19 protein-coding genes are annotated in these 21,502 nt (G+C 54.9%); 8 read left to right on the forward strand and 11 right to left on the reverse strand.

Annotated features, from left to right (window positions below):
* Positions 1-4: 4 nt before the first annotated feature.
* Positions 5-616, forward strand: a complete 612-nt coding sequence (locus tag QEZ52_RS00610; RefSeq protein ID WP_406646987.1) for a TIGR04282 family arsenosugar biosynthesis glycosyltransferase — start codon at positions 5-7, stop codon at positions 614-616.
* 32 nt (positions 617-648) lie between these two features.
* Positions 649-2,910, forward strand: coding sequence for a ribonuclease R (gene rnr / locus QEZ52_RS00615; RefSeq protein WP_406646989.1), 2,262 nt, complete (start codon positions 649-651; stop codon positions 2,908-2,910).
* Here rnr and QEZ52_RS00620 read toward each other — a convergent pair.
* Positions 2,907-3,320: a DUF1801 domain-containing protein gene (locus QEZ52_RS00620; protein WP_406646991.1), complete on the reverse strand. Its 414-nt coding sequence runs from the start codon at positions 3,318-3,320 to the stop codon at positions 2,907-2,909. The two genes, rnr and QEZ52_RS00620, sit on opposite strands and share 4 nt — an antisense overlap.
* Entirely contained in the window at positions 3,317-4,096 is a 780-nt protein-coding gene (locus QEZ52_RS00625; protein WP_406646993.1) for a glutathione S-transferase family protein, read from the reverse strand. The genes QEZ52_RS00620 and QEZ52_RS00625 overlap by 4 nt, the downstream gene beginning before the upstream one ends.
* 5 nt (positions 4,097-4,101) lie before the next feature.
* Between QEZ52_RS00625 and QEZ52_RS00630 the strand changes: the two genes are divergently transcribed.
* Both QEZ52_RS00630 and QEZ52_RS00635 read left to right on the forward strand, forming a co-directional pair.
* Entirely contained in the window at positions 4,102-4,821 is a 720-nt protein-coding gene (locus tag QEZ52_RS00630) for a helix-turn-helix transcriptional regulator (protein ID WP_406646996.1), read from the forward strand.
* Positions 4,822-4,890: 69 nt separating this feature from the next.
* Positions 4,891-6,213, forward strand: a complete 1,323-nt coding sequence (locus tag QEZ52_RS00635) for a lytic murein transglycosylase (RefSeq protein ID WP_406646997.1) — start codon at positions 4,891-4,893, stop codon at positions 6,211-6,213.
* 72 nt (positions 6,214-6,285) lie between these two features.
* Here the strand turns inward: QEZ52_RS00635 and QEZ52_RS00640 are convergent, their stop codons facing one another.
* From QEZ52_RS00640 to QEZ52_RS00665, 6 genes are all read right to left on the reverse strand, one after another.
* Positions 6,286-7,530: an ABC transporter permease gene (locus tag QEZ52_RS00640; protein ID WP_406647000.1), complete on the reverse strand. Its 1,245-nt coding sequence runs from the start codon at positions 7,528-7,530 to the stop codon at positions 6,286-6,288.
* Between the two features lie 6 nt (positions 7,531-7,536).
* Complete coding sequence (locus tag QEZ52_RS00645) at positions 7,537-8,796, reverse strand: ABC transporter permease (RefSeq protein WP_406647002.1); 1,260 nt, start codon at positions 8,794-8,796, stop codon at positions 7,537-7,539.
* A gap of 77 nt (positions 8,797-8,873) precedes the next feature.
* A complete protein-coding gene (locus tag QEZ52_RS00650) occupies positions 8,874-9,950 on the reverse strand; it encodes an ABC transporter substrate-binding protein (protein ID WP_406647004.1) in 1,077 nt (358 codons plus the stop codon).
* Positions 9,951-10,029: 79 nt separating this feature from the next.
* Positions 10,030-11,130, reverse strand: coding sequence for an ABC transporter ATP-binding protein (locus QEZ52_RS00655; protein WP_406647006.1), 1,101 nt, complete (start codon positions 11,128-11,130; stop codon positions 10,030-10,032).
* A gap of 340 nt (positions 11,131-11,470) precedes the next feature.
* On the reverse strand, positions 11,471-12,868 hold the full coding sequence (locus QEZ52_RS00660) for an aspartate aminotransferase family protein (RefSeq protein ID WP_406647008.1): 1,398 nt from the start codon (positions 12,866-12,868) through the stop codon (positions 11,471-11,473).
* A gap of 66 nt (positions 12,869-12,934) precedes the next feature.
* The gene (locus QEZ52_RS00665; protein WP_406647010.1) at positions 12,935-13,630 is read right to left on the reverse strand and encodes a GntR family transcriptional regulator; all 696 of its coding nucleotides are present in this window, start codon (positions 13,628-13,630) and stop codon (positions 12,935-12,937) included.
* 131 nt (positions 13,631-13,761) lie between these two features.
* Here QEZ52_RS00665 and QEZ52_RS00670 point away from each other — a divergent pair, with 131 nt between their 5' ends.
* From QEZ52_RS00670 to QEZ52_RS00685, 4 genes are all read left to right on the forward strand, one after another.
* Entirely contained in the window at positions 13,762-14,847 is a 1,086-nt protein-coding gene (locus QEZ52_RS00670) for a polyamine ABC transporter substrate-binding protein (RefSeq protein WP_406647012.1), read from the forward strand.
* A gap of 112 nt (positions 14,848-14,959) precedes the next feature.
* Entirely contained in the window at positions 14,960-16,087 is a 1,128-nt protein-coding gene (locus QEZ52_RS00675; RefSeq protein WP_406647014.1) for an ABC transporter ATP-binding protein, read from the forward strand.
* Entirely contained in the window at positions 16,087-16,968 is an 882-nt protein-coding gene (locus QEZ52_RS00680) for an ABC transporter permease subunit (RefSeq protein ID WP_406650599.1), read from the forward strand. The genes QEZ52_RS00675 and QEZ52_RS00680 overlap by 1 nt, the downstream gene beginning before the upstream one ends.
* Positions 16,965-17,780, forward strand: coding sequence for an ABC transporter permease (locus QEZ52_RS00685; protein ID WP_406647016.1), 816 nt, complete (start codon positions 16,965-16,967; stop codon positions 17,778-17,780). The genes QEZ52_RS00680 and QEZ52_RS00685 overlap by 4 nt, the downstream gene beginning before the upstream one ends.
* 58 nt (positions 17,781-17,838) lie before the next feature.
* On the opposite strand, the gene QEZ52_RS00690 is transcribed toward QEZ52_RS00685, so the two are convergent.
* The 3 genes from QEZ52_RS00690 to QEZ52_RS00700 form a co-directional block, all read right to left on the reverse strand.
* Positions 17,839-18,639 (reverse strand): phosphotransferase family protein, encoded by an 801-nt coding sequence (locus tag QEZ52_RS00690; protein ID WP_406647018.1) that lies wholly within the window; start codon positions 18,637-18,639, stop codon positions 17,839-17,841.
* Positions 18,640-18,780: 141 nt separating this feature from the next.
* Positions 18,781-19,440, reverse strand: a complete 660-nt coding sequence (locus QEZ52_RS00695) for a flagellar hook capping FlgD N-terminal domain-containing protein (RefSeq protein ID WP_406647020.1) — start codon at positions 19,438-19,440, stop codon at positions 18,781-18,783.
* Positions 19,441-19,444: 4 nt separating this feature from the next.
* The gene (locus QEZ52_RS00700) at positions 19,445-21,493 is read right to left on the reverse strand and encodes a flagellar hook-length control protein FliK (RefSeq protein WP_406647022.1); all 2,049 of its coding nucleotides are present in this window, start codon (positions 21,491-21,493) and stop codon (positions 19,445-19,447) included.
* Positions 21,494-21,502 lie beyond the last annotated feature (9 nt).

Below are 21,502 nucleotides of genomic sequence, written 5' to 3' on the forward strand. Positions count from 1 at the left end.
CCGCATGAAACGCACATTGGTCATCATGGTCAAGGTTCCGCGCCCCGGGAGGGTCAAGACCCGTTTGGGGCGCGACATTGGCATGGACGCGGCCGCGTGGTGGTTTCGCCACCAATCGGCGCGGCTGATCCGTCGGCTGCGTGACCCACGCTGGCAGATCGTTTTGGCGGTCGCGCCGGATGTCGCGGGAATGGCGTCCAAAGTATGGCCTGCTGACCTTCACCGCATTCCGCAGGGAAACGGCGACCTGGGAGACCGGATGGGACGCATAATGCGCTCTATGCCGGCGGGGCCCGTGTGCATCATCGGAGCGGATATTCCGGGGATTACGCGCACGCATGTCGCGCGAGCCTTTGCGGCATTGGGAGACCATGATGCGGTCTTTGGACCTGCCTTTGATGGCGGGTACTGGCTGGTCGGGGCCAAACGTGTTGCCGCCTTACCCAGTGGGATGTTTCGCAACGTCCGCTGGTCAACACCACATGCATTGGCCGACACAATCGCCACATTGCCGGGGCGGCGTATCGCGCAGGTCGATCAATTGCGTGATGTCGATACTGTCCTGGACTTGCAACCAGCGCCTTTGCCCAGAACGTACCATCGCTTTTGCGCATGACGAAGGCGGGTTGCCGTGCTAGGGCACATGACATGACGCGTATCCCTTCCAAGCAGGAGGTCCTTGATTGGATCTCGGCGCACCCGACCCAGAATTCGAAACGAGACATTGCCCGTGCCTTTGGCATCAAGGGGTCTGACCGGATCGACCTGAAACGGCTTCTCAAAGAGCTCGAAGCCGAGGGGCATCTGGAAAAGCGACGCAAAACCTATCGCGACCCCGAACGGCTGCCACCGGTCAGCATCCTGCAAGTCAAGGCACCGGATGCAGATGGCGACCTGTTTGCACGCCCCCTGGAATGGCACGGCGAAGGTGTGGAACCTGTTGTGCTGGTCATGCCACGCGCCAGCGATCCGGCGTTGGGTGAAGGTGATCGAATTCTGGCCCGGCTGACGTTTGTGCAGGAGAGCGACCACTCCTACGAAGCCAGGCTGATCCGACGCATCGGTACCAATCCGAAACGCATCCTGGGCGTGTTCCGCAAGGGGTCCGAAGGCGGGCGTATTGTGCCGATCGAAAAATCTGCGTCTCCCGAATGGACCGTGGCTGAAGGTGCTATTGGCGGTGCACGCGATGGTGAGCTGGTCGAGGCAGAACAGGCCGGACCAAAAACGCGGCTGGGCCTGCCCAAAGCGCGGATCATCAACCGTCTGGGTGATCCATCCGCCCCCAAGGCCGTATCGCTGATCGCCATTCATCAACATGGCATACCCGACAGCTTCCCGGACGCCGCCATTGATGAGGCTGACAAGGCCAAGCCCATGGGCCTGGGCGGACGCAAGGATCTGCGTGATATGCCATTGGTCACAATTGACCCTTCGGATGCACGCGACCATGACGATGCCTGTTTCGCCCAGGCCGATGACGACCCGAACAACCCTGGAGGTCATGTCGTCTGGGTCGCGATTGCCGATGTGGCAGCCTATGTTCAAAATGGCACGGCACTGGACCGCGAGGCCCGCACGCGCGGCAACTCCAGCTATTTCCCCGACCGAGTTGTCCCTATGCTACCTGATCGGTTGTCCGGAGATTTGTGTTCTCTGCACGAAGGGGTACCGCGCCCTTGTGTCGCCGTTCGGATGCAATTGGACAGCGAAGGCCACAAGATCAGCCATGAATTTGTACGGGGCCTGATGAAATCAGTCGCTTCGCTGCATTATGCCGAAGTGCAGGACGCGATGGACGGTGCTGCCAATGAACGCACCGAACCGTTGATGGATGATGTCATACGACCGCTCTATGCGGCCTATGACGCGCTGAAAGCAGCGCGAGCCAAGCGCCAGCCCCTGGAACTGGACCTGCCAGAACGGCGCATTGTTTTGGATGACGATGGTCAGGTGCAATCGGTCAACTTCCGCGACCGGTTGGATGCCCATCGCCTGATCGAAGAATTCATGATCCTCGCCAACGTCTGTGCGGCAGAAACCCTGATCGCCAAACGGTCCCCCCTGTTGTTCCGTGTGCACGAAGAACCCGCCCCAGAAAAGCTGGAAGCGCTGCGCGAGACCGCCCAGTCTGCCGGCTTGACCCTCGCCAAGGGGCAGGTGTTGCAAACCCGGCACCTGAACGCCTTGTTGAACCAGGCAGCCGGTACGGACGAGGCCGAGTTGATCAATATCTCGACTCTTCGCTCGATGACACAGGCCTATTACAGCCCTGAAAACTTTGGTCATTTCGGGTTGGCTTTGCAAAGATACGCCCATTTCACCTCGCCCATTCGCCGTTATGCTGACCTGATCGTGCATCGCGCACTGATCTCGTCGCATGGGTGGGGCGATGATGGGCTGGCCCCGGATGAAATTGATCGGCTCGAAGATACGGCCACTCATATCTCGGAAACCGAACGTCGGTCGATGATGGCTGAACGTGACACCACCGACCGATATCTGGCCGCCTATCTCAGCGAGCGTGTCGGAAATGAGTTCACCGGTCGCATTAGCGGCATCGCCCGGTTTGGTGCCTTTGTGAAACTGGACGAAACCGGAGCAGATGGGTTGGTTCCAGTGCGCACACTGGGGCGCGAATTCTTCCATTTTGATGCCGAAAGCGGCACGTTGATGGGCAGTGACACCGGGCTTCTCATCTCGATCGGACAGCGTGTCACCGTGCGTATCACTCAGGCTACGCCTGTCACCGGGGGGCTGGAGCTGGAGTTGCTGACGCTTGACGGTCAGGCCCTGCCCCGAGGAGGTGTGCGCCGCAGCCCCGCAGGTCAAACGGCAAGACGCAAATCCGTCAAGGCCAAACGAAAGAAGGACAAGATCGCCCGCAAGGTTGAACGCAAGCGCCGCTAGGCACTGCGACGCGTCAATTTGTAGGTCAAAGCCCGTTCGACCAACCACCCATGGCGCAGGGATTCGATGTCGGCGGCCTTGGAAAACAAAACAGCTCGCGTCCCTTCCACCCTGTCCCAAGCCGGAAATTTCTGCTGAAATTCTGGAATGACCCGGCTTTGACAATGGACAAATAGGGCAAAGCCACCTGTCTTTGGCACACCCAATCTGATGGGCGTGCCGGATTTTGTCTGCTCGGTAATGTAAGACGGTTGCCCCCACCGCAATGCTTCGGTGACAGGCCCAACTTTGGGGAGGTTGGCGGCCGTCTCAAAGATCAATTGCCGCAATGCCAACATCCCCTCGCGCGCCTCGGGTTCCGAACTGTCAAAAACCGCCTGAACAAGGTCGCTGGAAAACGGCTGTTTCACGGCAGTGGCACCGCTTTGCGAACGCGCTCTGCATATGCAGAAAGCACAGGATCATCGCTGATCCGCTTGTTCAATTCGGTCTTGATTGGTGTTTCCATCATTGCCGACAGCATTGGCCCCATGCTCAGATCCGCGGCTGTTACCTGCTCGCCAAACAAGAATGGGCGATCCCCCAGCAAGTTTGCAATGGCTACCAGATCCTTTTCCAGGCGGGCATGACGCTCTGATTGGGAAAACCTGGATGTGCCCTGAAATCCCAACCCCCTGAGCACAGATTTTCGTATGGAGTTCGAAATGGGACGCCGGATCCAACGGGGAATCGCGACAAAAAATATGTCTCGAATGATCGGCCACACGGTATCATTGGCCCAACGATCCTGAACGATGTGGAAATACAGGTGATCTTCGGCCATGTGGATCAGCGCGCGGGAATGGGCCTTTTGTTCGGGGGTCAATCCGGGGTCGAAATCCATGCCGGCTTGTTCCAGCCAGTCCCGGATGGAGTCGCTGTCTGCAACCAACCGTTCCCCGGTTTTCATCACCGGTAGCTTTTGGTGCGGCATTTTGCGGGGATCCAGCAAATCCTCGCGTTGCCACGGCTGACCAGATTGGGCCAACAGCATGGCCGCCTTGACGCAAAAGGGGCTTAGGCTGAACGTTGCTGTATTGCCGGGATAGGTGAGGAGGGTCAGCATGGTGTCGAATTTCCTTGTGAAGTATTCCATCAACCTTAGCTGCCAGTCATGACAAAAACTGTCATCAGTGATAGACTTCATGCATCATGTCCAGATCTCATCGCCTGCTCCAACTGATGCAATGCCTGCGCGACGGCGCAGGACCAAAGACAGCTGTCTCCCTAGCCCGCGAGTTGAACATTTCTGCCCGTTCCATCCATCGCGATATCGCGACCTTGCGGGAAATGGGGGCGGTCATTGATGGTGCGGCGGGATATGGTTTTACCCTGATAGAAGACAATGCCATCCCGCCATTGCGGTTCACCGATGACGAACTGGAGGCTCTGGTTCTGGGCCTGCGCGAAGTCCAGCAAATCGGTGATCCGGATTTGGGCTTGGCCGCTGGTCAGGCTTTGATCAAACTGCAGGGTCGGCTACCACCACGTCAATCTCACAGACTGAAACACGCAGTGCTGTCAGCCAAGCGATTTGTTCAACCCGAAACGCCTGGGATCTCGGCGGCACGGTTGCGGAAGGCAGCTTGGGATGAAATGGAAATCAGATTCGGTTATACTGACGTGCACGGGGCCGTCACCCATCGTCAGGCGCGCCCTCTTGGCATTGCCTATATGGATCGGTCAACTGTTTTGATTGCCTGGTGTTTGTTGCGACAGGACAAGCGGGTGTTCCGCCTCGACCGAATGCGCGATCTTGAGGTGACACAAACCTGCTTTAGACCCAATCGTGTACCGATGTTACGCGACGCAATTGAACAGATCCGATGTGACATCGAAAAGACGGGAAAAGAGCACAACTCCGCAAACTGACCGCTTTGGAAATTCGCGTGTTCGCATTAGAATCAGGGAAGAGCAGAGCAGACGGTCAGGGACAATACAATGCGGAGACATGTAACCGGAGCGGTCTTGGCCCTTTTGTCAGGCAGCGTTGGATGGGCAGAGTTGCCGACATCCGTCGTTCGTCCAACAGCGCGCCCGGACAAATTTGGCGACACATATGTCCATGTCATCGTTGGACAAAAACGCCCCCAAGCCCGACCTGTGGCACAAACGACAATTTCGGAACCCAAGATCATGGACCGTACGCAGACCTTTGCCGAATGGAGCAACAGATTTCGGGAAAAGGCGGTTGCAAACGGTATTTCACCAGAAACTGTGGACCGTGCCTTTCGGGGTATTGTCTATGACGCCGAAGTGGTCCGGCGCGACCGAAATCAATCCGAGTTCACCAAGACAATCTGGGACTATCTGGACACCGCCGTATCCGACGCCCGTGTCAACAACGGCAAAACGGCCCTGGCGCAGTACCGGCACCTGTTGCAACGGATCGAAGAAACCTATGGCGTCGACAAGCAGGTGCTGCTGGCCATTTGGGGTCTGGAAAGTGCCTATGGGGCGTTTCGAGGCAACGACAAAACGGTCCAATCCCTGGCAACTCTTGCCTATGATCCGCGCCGCAGCTCCTTTTTCGAAGAACAGCTGATGGAGGCATTGAGCATCCTGCAATCCGGGGATGTATCAGCTGACCGCATGCGTGGCAGCTGGGCCGGAGCAATGGGGCACACCCAATTCATGCCCACATCCTTTCGGGATCATGCGGTGGATTTCACCGGAGATGGCAAACGCGACATCTGGTCGGACGACCCTAGCGATGCCCTGGCATCCACTGCAGCCTATCTGGCACATCACGGCTGGACCACGGGGCAACCTTGGGGCGTAGAGGTTGCGCTACCCAAGGATTTTGACTATCGCCTGGCCAATCGCAGCATAAAAAAGCAACCGGCTGCATGGGGACAGATGGGGATCCTTGATACCCATGGCAAACCGGTCAAGAATCACGGCCTGGGATCGATCCTTTTGCCAGCAGGGGGGACGGGAGCGGCCTTTATGATCTTTGACAACTTCGAGGTCATCGAAAGCTATAACACCGCGGATGCCTATGTGATCGGGGTCGGGCATTTGGGAGATCGGATTATGGGTGGAAACCCCGTACAGGCCAAATGGCCGCGTGCGGACCGCGCATTGACGTACAAGGAGCGCACAGAGATGCAGCAGCGATTGACGCTGCTTGGGTTTGACACCCAAGGTATCGACGGCAAGATTGGCCCCCGAACCATAGATGCGGTGCGGGCCTATCAGGTGGCCAACGGTCTGCTCCCCGATGGCTATCCGTCCCTGCGGCTATTGGATCTGTTGCGCTAGTTCCTACAGACCAAGACACAAGAAAAGGCCCCCGCCGTTGGCGAGGGCCTTATTCATTTTCTGTCAATCCACTCAGCTGGGCGACAGGCCCCGCATCCGTTCGGACCTACGACGAAGCAACTCGACGACAGTCAGAAGCCCGATAGAGATGATCACGAGAATCGTTGCCACGGCCAAAATCGTCGGGCTGATCTGTTCACGAATACCCGAGAACATCTGGCGCGGAATGGTCCGCTGCTTTACGTCCGCCAACTGCAGGACCACGACCACTTCGTCGAATGAAGTGATAAAGGCAAACAGGCCGCCAGAAATAACCCCAGGCAGGATCAACGGCATCTGCACCCGGAAGAAGGTCGTCACCGGCCCTGCCCCCATGTTCGATGCCGCCCGTGTCAGGCTTTGGTCAAAACCGGACAGGGTCGCGGTCACCGTAATGATCACGAATGGAGTTCCCAGGGCCGCGTGGGCCAGGATCAAACCGGCATAGGTCTTGGCCAGGCCGACGCCCGAGAAGAAATAGAACAGACCAGACGCGGTAATCACCAACGGAACGATCATCGGTGAAATCAGCAACGCCATGATTGGGCGCCGCCAAGGCATTTCGGATCTCGACAGACCAATGGCCGCCAAAGTACCCAAGGCCGTGGACAACAATGTTGCCCAAATCCCGATGAAGAACGAGTTGCGGATCGAACGGATCCACTGGGCATTGTTCCACATGTCCGACCACCAGCCGGCGATAGCTTCGGGAGCCACCATACCATTGGCCAGAATGTCCTTGTACCAACGCAACGAGAACGCATCAGGATCCAGTGCGAGCATACCGGGAGTAAAGCTGAAGTAAGGCTCCTGGTTGAAGCTGAGCGGGATCAGGATGATGATTGGCGTGATCAGAAAGACAAAGATCGCACCACAGATCGTCCGGAAGGTGTAGAACCACAACACCTCGCGCGCTGTCGCATAAGGTGGCTGGTTGAGCCGGTAGGATCCCGTATGCAACCACAGTGCCATGCGCCCGATGATGTAGCCAACAAACATCAGCAGCACCCCATAGGGGAAACTGACCAACAAGGACCCAAGAACCAGGAAGGCGGCACCCGTGGCCAACCCAGCCATCAATGGTTTGGGGACAGCCTTGACCACGACCATACCGGCCGCAGCAAAGATCACAGCACCAACCAGTAGGTAAGGTAGGAACAGGGATAGGCTGCCCTGCGCTGTCATCAGGCCGATCAGCGCACCGAACCCGGCCAGGATACCCAATGTAAAGCCAATGGGCGGCTGCGGCGGGATATATCTAAATTCACCACTACTCATGTCAGATCACCCAAGTTTCATATTGTCGATGCCGACAATGCGGTCATACAACCAGAACAGGAACAGCACGAACACCAGCAGCACCAGACCCAGGGCCGCGGCAAGGTTCCAGTTCAACGACTTTCGCATGTGGAAATCGATGATGTTCGAAATCATCTGGCCGTCTTGCCCCCCCACAAGTGCAGGCGTGATGTAGTATCCAATCGCAAGGATGAATACGAGCATAGCACCCGCGCCGATACCGGGAACAGACTGTGGGAAATAGACCCGCCAGAACGCGGTCCAGTTCGTAGCCCCCATGGATTTCGCCGCACGCACATAATACGGCGGGATGGTTTTCATCACCGAGTAGAGCGGTAGGATCATAAACGGCAGCATGATGTGCGTCATCGCAATCAATGTCCCGGTCTTGTTATAGATCAACGAGAACCTGGCATCATCGGTCGCAAGTCCAAAAACCACAAAGAGGTCATTCATCACACCCTGCGCCTGCAACATGGCAATCCAGGCCGTGGTTCGCACCAGAAGCGATGTCCAAAACGGCAGCAACACCAGAATGAGCAACAGGTTCGATGTGCGCACTGTCAGGGTCGACAGCAAGTAGGCCACCGGATACCCCAGAAGCAGGCAGAATATTGTCACCAAGAAAGAGATCTCGAGCGTTCGATAGAACAGCTTGCCGTGGATTCGGCGCTCTTCATCCTGGCGTTCAAATGATCCGTCGGCGTTGTATTTCATATCCAGCGCAGACGCCACATAGCCCGGGTTGAATGTCACGGATGCGATTTTGATCGCTTTCCAGACTTCAATGTCGGCCCAGTCTTTGTCCTTAGCGATCAAAGCTTCCATGTAGGGAGCTTCCATCTTCTTGGCGCTGCGGGCAGTTTTGGTAAACAGGCTGCGGGTACCGGATTTCTCACGGTTCACCCGGGTTGCAACCTGACCGATTGTCTTGTTTTCCCGCGCTTTTGCCAAGTCGGAAACCATCGCCGCTGCCATGGCTTCGGTTGGCGGTGAAATCGCGTCCCAATCGGACATCGACGCCGCGGATTCGGGCATCAGGTTGGTATAGCGTGCATCGTAAACACCCTGCTGTAGCAGGACCACGATTGGCACAAGAAAGACCACGATAATGAAGGCGATCAGTGGAAATGCGAGCCCGAAAGCGCGCGCGCGGCTGCGGAACATTGCCTGGGCAAGACGCTTTTTAAGAGGCGTGCCATCCGCGGCAAGCAGCGGTCCGGAGGACCCTGTGGTGTCTGTCATAAGTCTCTGGCCTCGAAAGAATTCTTGGCGAAATGGAAAAGGCCCGGCATGGGCCTTTTCCACATTTCATTCGCAGATTAGTTGGCCAGCCAAGAGTTGAAACGGTCGTTCAGCTCGTCCTGGTTGTCAGCCCAGAATTCAAAGTTGTTGACCAGAGCATTTGCCAGGTTTGCTTCGGCAGTCGGCATGTGCGGACCCATCTCAGTCTTGCCGTCGTTGTACAGACCAACAAGCGGACCGGACGATTTACGCGCCGGGCCATAGGAAATCCAGGATGCCTGTGCGGCCAGCTGCTGGGTGTCCGTGGAGAACGCCAGGAAGTCCAGAGCCGCGGCTTTGTTTGGCGCACCTTTGGGCATGACCCACAGGTCAAAGTCCATGATCTGACCGTCCCAGACCACTTCGAACGGTTTGCCTTCACCAGCAGCCGCGTTGAAGATCCGACCGTTATAAGCGGTGGTCATGACAACTTCGCCATCGGCCAACAGCTGCGGAGGCTGGGCGCCAGCTTCCCACCAGACAACGCTGTCTTTGATGGTGTCCAGCTTGGCAAATGCGCGGTCCACACCTTCGTCGGTGTCCAGGATGCCATAGACTTCGGCCGCCGGAACACCGTCTGCCATCAGAGCCATTTCCAGCAACGATTTGGGGTTCTTGCGCAGGCCACGCTTGCCCGGGAAGCCTTCGAGATCGAACAGGTCGTCAATGCTGTCGACGCCCGGAGTTTTCGAGCTGTCATAGGCGAAAACAGTCGACCACACGATGTTGGCAACAGCACAGTCGCTCAGCGCACCTTCGATGAAGTCATCGGAAGCTGGAGTGCCGTCGGGTGCCGCAGGCAGGATCGAATGATCGATCTCTTCCAGCAGACCTTCGTCACAGCCGCGGATTGCGTCGGACAGTTCTACGTCAACCAGGTCCCATGTGACAGTACCGGCTTCGACCTGAGATTTGATTTCCGCGAGACCACCATTGTAGTCCTCGGAGACAACCGTGTTGCCGGTCTTGGCGGCCCATGGCTTGTGATAGGCTTCGACTTGGCTTTTGGTATAGGCGCCGCCCCAGCTGACAACGGTGATGGAATCAGCAGCCGATGCAACACCGGCAGTAAAGGCCAATGCCGTGGTCGCGAGAAGGGTTTTGGTCAGGTTCATACTTATACTCTCCTAGTTGGTATTCAGGTTGGTTTTGTCCCTCGGTCCATTGGTGGCCGAGGGTTGTTGGAAATTTGAATTACGCGTCCAGCGCGCGGCAGTCGTCCGGCAACCAGCCGATTTCGATCTGCGCACCAGGTTCCAAACGCACCTGATCAGGTGCATTTCGGGACTTGATGACAAAGTCGTCGTTTCCGGCCACGCTCAGACGTGTGCGGAAAATGTCGCCCATGTAGATGAATTCCTTGACCGTAGCCTTCAGAAGGTGCGCGCCACCTTGCAGACGATCCTTGTTGAATTCCACGCGTTCAGGACGGATTGAAACACGGGTCCGCTCACCTGGCTTGGTCACATTAACCGGCTTGCAGTCAATCAGTTCGCCATCGTCCAGCTGAACCAGCGCGATGCCGTTGTTGATCTCCTTGACCACACCTTCGAGCGTGTTGTTCTCGCCGATGAACTGGGCAACAAAACTGTTCTGGGGCGCTTCGTACAGCTCATCTGGCGGCGCCAGCTGCTGAATCACACCGTCGTTGAACACGGCGACACGGTCTGACATGGTCAAAGCTTCGGTTTGGTCGTGGGTCACATACACCACGGTAATACCCAAACGGTGGGCCAAATGGGTAATCTCGAACTGCATCTTTTCCCGCAGTTGCTTGTCCAGCGCGCCGAGCGGTTCGTCCATCAGAACCAGTTCCGGTTCGAACACAAGCGCACGGGCCAGGGCGATCCGCTGTTGTTGGCCACCCGACAACTGTGCGGGACGTCGCCCACCAAAGGCACCCATTTCAACCATATCCAGGGCGCGTTTGATTTTTTCTTCACGTTCAGATTTGCCGAACTTGCGCACTTCCAGAGGAAAGCTGAGGTTCTCCGCAATGGTCATGTGCGGAAACAGGGCATAGTTCTGAAAAACCATGCCAATGCCGCGCTTGTGCGGCGGGATGTTGTTAATCGGACGCCCGTCAAGGCGAATTTCGCCATGGGTGGCTGTTTCAAACCCGGCCAGCATCATCAGGCAGGTGGTTTTACCCGACCCTGACGGCCCCAACATGGTAAGGAATTCGCCCTTGGGCAATTGGAGGTTAAGATCTTTGACGACAAGCACCTCGCCGTCATAGCTTTTCTGAACGCGTTCGAACTCCACGAACGCGTTGTTATTCGATGCATCAGCCAAATCAGGCTCCCCGTCTATGTTCCCGGCAGCTTGGCGCTGCACTTGTTTTGATCTAATCACACCCAGCATAGGTAACGCTAGGTACGAATAAAATAAATTTCCGAAGCTTCGGTTACGTAAAAACTATGTTCTCGAGCGTGAACTTCGGAAGTTCGTTGCTTTGGGGAGTTGATTACAATTCGCACCAGAGGCGGCGACTTTTTGCGACTCATTGATGACGATTTGCGCCGCGCACATGTCGCATTTGGTTCGGTTGCGCCCCCTATTCGTCTTTCAGGGACTGCAACCGATCCTGATGGCGAAGGACCAATTAACTGATTTCTCGGCTTTCTAGCAGATTTTAGGAGGCAGAGACCATCAACCCGTCGCCGGTGATCTGTTCAAGGCAGTCATCCAAGGCCAGACGCGCCCGTTTAATCATCAGGTCAATCTCGGACCGAGAGATAACCAATGGCGGTGAGATCACCATCCGGTCGCCCACATGGCGCATGATAAGGTTGTTGGCAAAAGACTTCTCACGGCAAATCAGTCCAACAGTCCCCTCGTCGGCGGCAAATTTGGCGCGCGTTTTCTTGTCCGGCGTCAATGCGATCGAAGCCATCATACCAACGATCTTAGCCTCGCCAACCAGCGGGTGATCTACCAGGCTTTCCCATTTTTCTTTTAGATAGGGGCCCGTGTCGACCCGAACCTGATCAACAATTTGCTCTTCTTCCAGAATTCGGATGTTTTCCAATGCCACGGCAGCGGCGACCGGATGCCCGGAATAAGTGTAGCCATGATTGAATTCATCGCTGGCAATCACACCCGCGATCTCCTCGCTCACGACCGATGCTGCGATTGGCGCATAGCCAGAGCTCAGGCCCTTGGCGATGGTAATGATATCAGGCCTGATCCCCATGGTTTCACTGCCGAACCAATTTCCGGTCCGGCCAAAGCCACAGATGACCTCATCCGCGATCAACAGGATTTCATACTTGTCACAGATCCTTTGAATCTCGGGCCAATAAGTTTCCGGGGGCACGATAACCCCCCCGGCACCCTGCACCGGTTCTGCGATAAAGGCGGCGACACGGTCTTCGCCCAATTCCAGAATTGCGTCTTCCAAAGCACGCGCACGCGTCAAACCAAAGTCTTCGGGGGACGACTCTCCGCCTTCGGCCCACCAGTGAGGTTGCTCTATGTGATGAATGTCCGGAATCGGAATCCCGCCTTGTGCGTGCATTGCGGACATTCCACCCAAGCTGCCACTGCCAACGGATGATCCATGGTAGGCATTCTTGCGCGAAATGAAGATCGACTTATCCGGCTTGCCTTTCAAAGCCCAATAATGCCGAACCATGCGAATATTGGTGTCATTGGCCTCGGATCCCGAGCCGGCGAAAAACACATGGTTCAGATCACCCGGGGTGAGTTCGGCGATTTTGTCCGCCAGGGCAATCGCAGGAACGTGGGTGGTCTGAAAAAACGTATTGTAATACGGCAGCTCCCGCATCTGGCGTGCTGCAATATCTGCCAGTTCGTCCCGACCATATCCGATATTCACACACCAAAGGCCGGCCATGCCGTCCAGAATCTCACAGCCTTCGCTGTCAGTCAGATACACACCCTTGGCGCGTGTGATCACTCGCACGCCCTTGTCAGCCAGTTCACCATTGGCGGTAAACGGATGCATATGATGGGCCGCGTCAAGGGCCTGCAATTCTTCCGTTGGCATGTGGTTTGTAATCGCGGTCATCTGCAAGCAACTCCTGAATTCGAGATACTAGCCACAATATGATCAAATTTTACGGTGTCAATCGAATCAGTTGCCCTCTTCTAATCCCGTCACGACCTGATCCATACCCTGAGTCACGTCACGTTCCATTGCCAGCGCAGCCAATTCCGGATCACGTTTGCGCAGCGCGTCAATGACGTCCTTGTGACGGTCCGGAAAGCTCTGGGTGCCAAAGCGACCACACATCACCCGCAAAGAGGGGCCAAACCGAAGCCAAAGCCGATCTGCCAAGTCGGCCAAAATCGGAGCTTGGGCGTGGTCGTAGATAGTCGAATGGAATTGATAATTGTGATGCAGATAACCGGTGACATCCCCCGTATCAATCGCGTGATCCAATGCTGAGTCAATCCGCTCCAATGTATCAATATCCGCCGCATTTATTCGAGTTGTAGCGCGTCGGGTAAGCTCGGTTTCTATTGTTTTTCTTGCATAAATCAGTTGTCGAACATCGTCCGCAGACAATATCGGAACACTGACACGCCGATTGCCCTGAAAGATCAATGCACCATCGGATATCAACCTCCGAATGGCTTCGCGAACCGGAGTCATTCCGGCACCAAGTGAGCCGGTCAATCCCTGGATGGTAACAGCCTGTCCAGGGGCCAGTTCCCCAAACAGAATCTGTGCACGCAATGTCTTGTAAACCGTTTCATGCGCGGTCTGTTTCGAGCCGTTTTCGACCACGGTTTTCTCCGCTGCTAGGGGTTGCTCCACGTTACTCATTTTCCCTCTTTTGATCCTCGGCTGAACAAAGTTCCGACACCCAGTATCATAATTCTACTTGCCCCAAATGGCAAAACTTGATCAAATCCGATCAGCCGGACCCTGAAACCGGCACGAACAGGGAGACATTCATGACACTCAAAACGATGACCTTGACCGCCATCGTCGCTCTCGGCACCACTGCAGCATTTGCTGAAGAGGTTCGCGTTTATAACTGGTCCGACTATATTGATGAAGAGTTGCTGACCAAGTTCGAGGCAGAAACCGGCATTGATCTGATCTATGACGTGTTCGATAGCAACGAAGTTCTGGAAACCAAAATGTTGGCCGGCGGGTCGGGCTATGACGTCGTTGTGCCCAGCGGAACATTCCTACAGCGCCAAATTCAGGCGGGGGCATTCCAAAAGCTGGATTCGTCCAAATTGTCCAATGCCGGCAATCTGTGGGATCTGATCGAATCCCGCACCGCACAATACGACCCTGATAATGCCTATTCCATCAACTACATGTGGGGAACAACAGGCCTGGGGGTTAACGTCGGCAAAGTCCGCGAAGTGTTGGGCGACGACGTTGCATTGAACAGCATGGATCTGGTGCTAAAACCCGAGAACATGGAAAAACTTGCCTCCTGCGGTGTCCACGTCCTGGATGCCCCGGCTGAAATCATTCCCATGGTTCTGCAGTATCTAGGCGAAAACCCGGACAGTCATGACAAGGATGTTATCGCCAAGGCCGAACCCGTCCTGATGGCCGTGCGCCCCCATATCCAGAAATTCCACAGCTCTGAATACATCAATGCGCTGGCCAATGGCGATATCTGTGTTGCCGTGGGGTGGTCTGGCGATATCCTTCAGGCCCGCGACCGTGCAGCCGAAGCGGAAAATGGCGTCGAGATCGAGTATCACGCATTCGCCGAAGGCTCATTGATGTGGTTTGACCAAATGGCGATCCCCGTCGATGCACCGAACCCGGATGCCGCACACAAGTTCCTGGACTTTATCTTGGACGCCGAAAATATGGCCACGGCATCGAACTATGTCTATTATGCCAACGGCAACAAGGCGTCTCAGGAACATCTGGTCGAGGACGTGATCGGCGACACCGCAATCTATCCAGACGACACAACCATGAAAAACCTGTACACCACGACCCCTTATCCGGTGAAAACACAGCGAACCGTGACGCGTTTGTGGACCAAAATCAAATCAGGTACCTGACCTGAAGTGTTACACAGGCGGGTTTTGAAACCCGCCTGTTTTCGTTTGTATTCCAACCACTTGACGCGCCGCACAGGCGCGGCTTGCGAAGCTGACCAAATTGGGGGTTTTCGTGACTTCATCCGTTTTTGCACCCTGGGAAGACCCCGAGGCCAGACCGCTGATCCATTTTCAGAATGTCACCAAACGATTTGGCGACTTTGTTGCCATCGACGATCTGACTCTGGACATCTTTGAACAGGAATTCTTTGCGCTGCTGGGCCCTTCCGGATGCGGCAAGACCACAATGATGCGCATGCTCGCGGGGTTTGAAACCCCAACTGAAGGCACAATCGAACTGGCTGGAAAGGACATCGCCCCGACACCACCAAACAAACGCGCCACAAACATGATGTTCCAATCCTATGCCTTGTTTCCGCATTTGTCTGTCTGGGAAAACATTGCCTTTGGCCTGAAACGGGAAGGCATGCCCAAAAACGACATTCATGATCGGGTCGAAGAGATGTTGCGTTTGACTCGGTTAGAGAAATTCGCCCGGCGCAAACCTCATCAGATTTCAGGTGGGCAGCGTCAGCGTGTGGCTCTAGCCCGATCTTTAGCCAAAGCCCCAAAGTTGCTGCTGCTGGACGAACCGCTGGGTGCCCTGGATAAAAAGCTGCGGCAGGACACTCAATTTGAACTGATGGACATCCAAGAGAAAACCGGAACCACCTTCGTCATCGTCACCCATGACCAAGAAGAAGCCATGACCGTCGCATCCCGCGTGGCCGTCATGGATCATGGAAGGATCATCCAGGTTGCCACTCCGGATCGAATTTATGAAACACCAAATTCTGTCTATGTCGCTGATTTCATTGGTGATGTGAACATTATCCAAGGCACAACTACGCCGAATGGCGAAGACAGCTACGCCATTCGCTGGGCCGAAGATCAGGCTCCGCTGCACGCCATTTCGAACAGTAGTTTTTCCGATGGGCAGACCTGCAATCTGGCAATTCGACCAGAGAAGGTGACCATCTCGGCTGAACGACCTGAAAACGCCGACAACACAGTGCAAGGGCGTATCCTGGACATTGCCTATCTCGGCAACATTTCGACTTACTATGTGGAATTGCCGTCCGGGGACACGATCAAGGCGCAGACGGCCAATACCCGGCGTATCGCGCGTCGCAGTTTTACATGGGAAGACACTGTTTGGTTGTCCTGGACGGCAACCGCAGGCGTTCTATTGGCTGAATGATGCGCCGTTTTGTTCTGATCGCCGTTCCGTATCTATGGCTTCTAGCCCTATTTTTGGTGCCGTTTGTCATCGTCCTCAAAATCTCGCTGAGTGATGCGGCCCTGGCCCGCCCCCCGTATTTTCCACAATTCTCATGGGATGAAGGGATCGGAGCGCTGCTGTCCCAGTTGGACTTCGAAAATTTCATTTTTCTAACTGAAGATGATCTGTATTGGAAAGCCTATCTAAGCAGTCTTAAAATCGCATTGATTTCAACGGTCCTGACGCTGTTTGTCGGCTTCCCGATCGCCTATGGCATGGCGCGTGCGCCATCCGAGTGGCGCCCGACGTTGATGATGCTGGTCATCCTTCCCTTTTGGACCAGTTTTCTGATCCGGGTCTATGCCTGGATGGGGATTCTCAGCAACGAAGGTTTTCTTAACCAATTTCTGCTGTGGATTGGTGTGATTTCCACTCCGTTGACCATTCTGAACACCAACACGGCTGTCTATATCGGGATTGTCTATACTTATCTGCCATTCATGATTCTGCCGATCTATTCTGCCTTGGAACGCCTGGACGGGTCATTGATCGAAGCCGCCGAGGATCTCGGGTGCTCTCGCCTGACTGCATTCTGGATGGTTACCATTCCCCTATCTCGACCCGGGATTATCGCAGGTTCGTTTCTCGTCTTTATCCCTGCATTGGGTGAATTCGTGATTCCATCGTTGTTGGGCGGTTCCGGCACTTTGATGATCGGCAAGGTTCTGTGGGAAGAGTTCTTCTCGAATCGCGATTGGCCCGTTGCCAGCGCAGTAGCTGTTGTCCTGTTGCTGATCCTTGTGATTCCGATCGTTTTGTTCCAGCGCAACCAGCAGAAACAGCAGGAGGCGGAACAATGAACAGGTTCAGTTGGTTCAACGTCGTTTCTCTGACTTTGGGGTTTGCGTTTCTCTATATCCCGATGATCATCCTGATCATCTTCAGCTTCAACGAAAGCAAGCTGGTCACAGTCTGGGCCGGATTCTCGACCAAGTGGTACGGTGAGCTGATCCAGAACGAGGCCTTTTTGAGTGCGGCTTGGGTGACGCTGAAGGTAGCGGTCCTCTCATCAACCATTGCGACGGTGCTTGGCACGATGGCTGCCTATGTGATGGTGCGTAGTGGCAGGTTCCTGGGGAGAACGTTATTTTCAGGAATGATCTACGCGCCACTGGTGATGCCCGAAGTGATCACCGGACTGTCTTTGCTGTTGTTGTTCATCGGCATTGGTCTGGACCGGGGCGTGTTGACCATCGTTCTGGCACATACCACATTCTCCATGTGCTATGTATCGGTAGTCGTGTCTTCTCGGCTGGTTACATTTGACAGGTCTCTTGAGGAAGCCGCCCTGGACTTGGGATGTTCTCCAGGAGAAGCCTTTCGATTGGTGACGCTGCCAATTATCGCGCCTGCCGTAATTTCGGGATGGCTGTTGGCCTTTACCCTATCGCTGGATGATCTGGTCATTGCTTCCTTTACGTCCGGCCCCTCTGCGACCACTTTGCCGATCAAGATTTTTTCGGCCGTTCGCCTGGGGGTTAGTCCGGAAATCAACGCCCTTTCCACAATCATGATTGCCATTGTCACAGTCGGTGTACTGACTGCATCTCTCGTCAGTAAACGTCAGACGTTAAAACAAAAACGCGATGAACAGGAAGCCGCGCGCGCATGACAAATCACAGAGTCCGTTTGGTATTCGAAGAAAACGGGCTCTTCGACTCAATACCCACTCAGGCCCTACGCAAGGCTTCTAATTCCAGATACATCGCGTCCAGATATTCCTGTTGCCCTTGTTCAGTTTTCCACAAGCAATAGGCCGCCATTCTCCAGTGGAACCAAGGCTTCAACAGTTGAAAACGCTCTACCACTTGCCGGTCAGGGTAGGCCTGAAAGAAAGCCTCTTCTTCTTGGTCGGACAAGGGCGTACCGCGGTACAACAATTGCATCGCAGGTGACGCGAAAATTGCCAGATCTTCAGCCGGATCGCCCAAAACGGGGCATTGCCAGTCGATCAATGTCAATGTCCCATCATGTTCCACAATGTTCCCTGGAACAGGATCACCGTGAATAAATGTTATAAAGTTGGTTTTGGGGACAGAAACCAACGGGCGTGCATCCTGAATCTGTTGCCGTACAGCCCCGAAACAACGGTCCAGAATGTAAAACGCTGCAGTGCCAATTTGTTGGCTACCATTTGGACCTTTTGGCGATGTTCCAAAATACGGTTGGTCGTGCAGTCTTCCCAAAAGTTGTGCAACATGCTCTGCGCCTCTGCGCCACGTATCCCCCGTCACATGTGTGTAAAGAATCCATCTTCGCCCCTCGAATGCACCTTCATCCAGCAACCTGGGAGCCATTCCGGTTCCAGCCAGCGCCTTGAGGCTGGATACTTCGCGATCGGGGTCATTGGAAAACAACGGGTTACGCGAACCTAGCCCATATAATTTTAGGACGCAGCTTGTTTTTCCCAGAACTCGCCAGACGTAATTGGAGCGACCACCAACCAAAGGCTGAAGGCTATCGGATGGCACCAGGACACCCCGGCCAACCAGCCACGCAAAGAACCGGGCTTCGTACTCTGTTTGCAAACCTGACAGACTACCGCTCCCACAATCGGGTGCCACCCGAAGTCCCCGGCGGCAAACAGGAGCGGTTTATAGAATCATCGCCTGTTAAACTGGTTCGCGAAGCGCCGTTACCGCAGAGGACAAGATCGCCTGCCCGCCCGGAAGGATCAAGATCACTTCTCCATTTTGTATCTGCGCTTCCTGTACACGCGCATAAATCTGCGCCGGTTCGGTTAGGATGACGTCGCCGCCTTGTCGGCTTTCGACAGTGAAACTGTAATTGCCCGAGGGAAATGCAGCGCCTGAGCTGTTCAACCCATCCCAGTGATACGGATCCGCAGAAACAGGAAGCGGTAATCTTTGAACCTCTGCTCCGCTGCTGTCCGTGACCACCAGCTCCACACTGTCCGAAACCGCTGCCGGATTAGGTGAAATCGTTATCGGACTTCCGTCAAAATGACCCGGCATTGCCGCCCTGGCTTCCATCCCAACCCAATTCGACATTGCCGAAAATTGAGACGTTCCGATCGACCCAACCAACGACGTAAGAGAATCGTTGGTCTTTACTTGCTGCTCAACCATGGAAAATTGGGCCAGTTGCGCCGCATATTCCGTGGAATCGATCGGTTCCAACGGATCCTGGTAACGGGCTTGCGCCGTGAGCATTTTCAAGAATGTTTCGAAATCGGAAGTCAACGCAGACGTATTGGTTGCTGCGGGTTGCGGAGTGGTCGTTGTTTGTACCTGCGAAACTGCGTTTACCATTGCTTCAAATCCTTATGTCCAACCCATTTGTGACCACAGCCGACTGCCCGTTGGACGAACCTTGCACATGCTCCCCCGTGTCCCCCATAGCCTCCCCAACATTGTCTTCTCTGGTCTCCGCTTCTGGTGAATGTTCAGGTTTTTGACCGCTTCCGGAGAAATCCAGATTGATATCGTCATATCCCATGTCCTTAAAATCACTCAGCAGTTGATCAACGTTTCGCCGCAGCAATTCCAATGTTTCAGATCGCTCGGCTACAATCGAAACTCCGATCGTGGCGTCCGATAGAGTCAGGGCTATTCTGACATTTCCCAATTCCTCTGGATTCAATGCAATTTCGACTGGACGAGTACCCGATCTGGCCATTGCATCCTGCATCTGGGTGACGACAGAGCGGTAGACCTCTGCCCTGGATGCGAGAGGAGAAACATTTTTCACATCTATGGGAAACTGAACGTCATTACGTGACCCGCGCTCTGCAAACTCGGGCACATCCACCAATACTTCTTTTACAATGGTCGCTGACGTGGATTCTGCCTCCAGTCCAAAGTGCGAACGCGTGGCGGCGATCTCTGTGGGTTGAACAGCCCATTCTCGGCCAGCTGTTTGTCGGTTGGAACTGCTGGCGTTCGCCAGTTGCGGCGCAAACAACGTGGATGCGAATCGCCCAGAATCTCCCCAGTTTTTCGCCTCAAGCTCGGCTATGTTACTATTATTTGGCTCCGGGAGCCGTGCTTCAGCCTGCATCTCTGCCATATGGTTTTGCTCAGGGGGCGTCGCTGCTGGCACCATGCTCTGGCCCGAGATTCGGCGACTTGCATCAACCTGACCGAAAACTGGGCTTGGCGCATCAGCGGGGCGACCAATGTCATCCTGGCTCAAACCCGCACTCTGTCCCGTGCCAGAGCGACCAGAGTCAAGTTGGCCAACAATTGCACCCAGCCCATTAATGGAGCGCCCCAATTCCAAATGACCCACCGCGGACCGATCGACATGGAACTGGCCCGCCACTGTGCTCTGAGATATATTAAGACGATCGACAGCGGCCTGCCCAGCAGCGGCCCAGTTTTTGGCAGCAGGGTGAACCTCATCCGCCAGAGCAAAAACGGCCCGTCGACCCAAATCAGGGTCACCTAGAGGCACCTGACCAACTTCAGCCCTGAGTGTGGCCGTAGTCCCCAGCATTTGCGGTGCCGTTCGGACTTCTGAACCCACTGTCCGCAGCATAATCTCTGGATTAGATGCCCCAATAAAATCCGTGTTTTGATGATCGATCGAGAGGTCGGAAACTCTGTTTTCTGTCATGGCACCCGCCAAATTTCCAACCGGGTCCTGAGGATTCATTTTACCCGAGCGCACAGTCTCAGCCTCTACCTGAACCGCGCTCGGTGGCGAAACATTCTCGGTGTTCGGCCTCGAGTTCAGAGATGGCCTGGAACGCGGATCTGGTTGATTAGATGCACCCTGTTCCTCTGTGTGGGCTCGAACGTCCAATACATCGGAAGGTTCAGCAATACGCTGCATCGTGTGAGTTCGCATTTCACCTGTGGTACGTGCAATCATGGAAAACATGATTGCAGGACCAGATGCACTATCGATTGGAACTTCGGGATTGTTGCTGTTCTCCCCTTGCTTATCAGGCATATTCTCCTGTTGCGGCACGTTGTCTCTGACAGAAGCCACAAAATTCTCAGCGACTTTCTCGTGTCCAATCAGAGTTCTAGTACCGGGCTGAGTCTCAGACTGGTCGAGCAAGCGAGTTTCACGCACATTCGGATTTTCCAGCGTTGATTCATCGACGTCCTGATCCACGTTGGCCTCAGGGTGGGCAGGATCATCCGAAAGAACAATGCCTTCGTTCTCTGGGTCAGGCAGGGTCAGCGTTTCCGTTCCAAAAACGTCCGGATGACGGCCGTTCGTCGTGATACCCGCCTGTTGATCAAAAACGGACTGAAATGCCGCAGCTTTGGACAACGGGATGCTAGCAGTCGACTCGGACTTGATATCTGTTTGCAGTGCCATCTGTGACACCTGATTGATCAAAATCTGCATTTCACACCG

This window comes from Aliisedimentitalea scapharcae, from assembly GCF_045277565.1.
Classification (GTDB): domain Bacteria; phylum Pseudomonadota; class Alphaproteobacteria; order Rhodobacterales; family Rhodobacteraceae; genus Aliisedimentitalea; species Aliisedimentitalea scapharcae.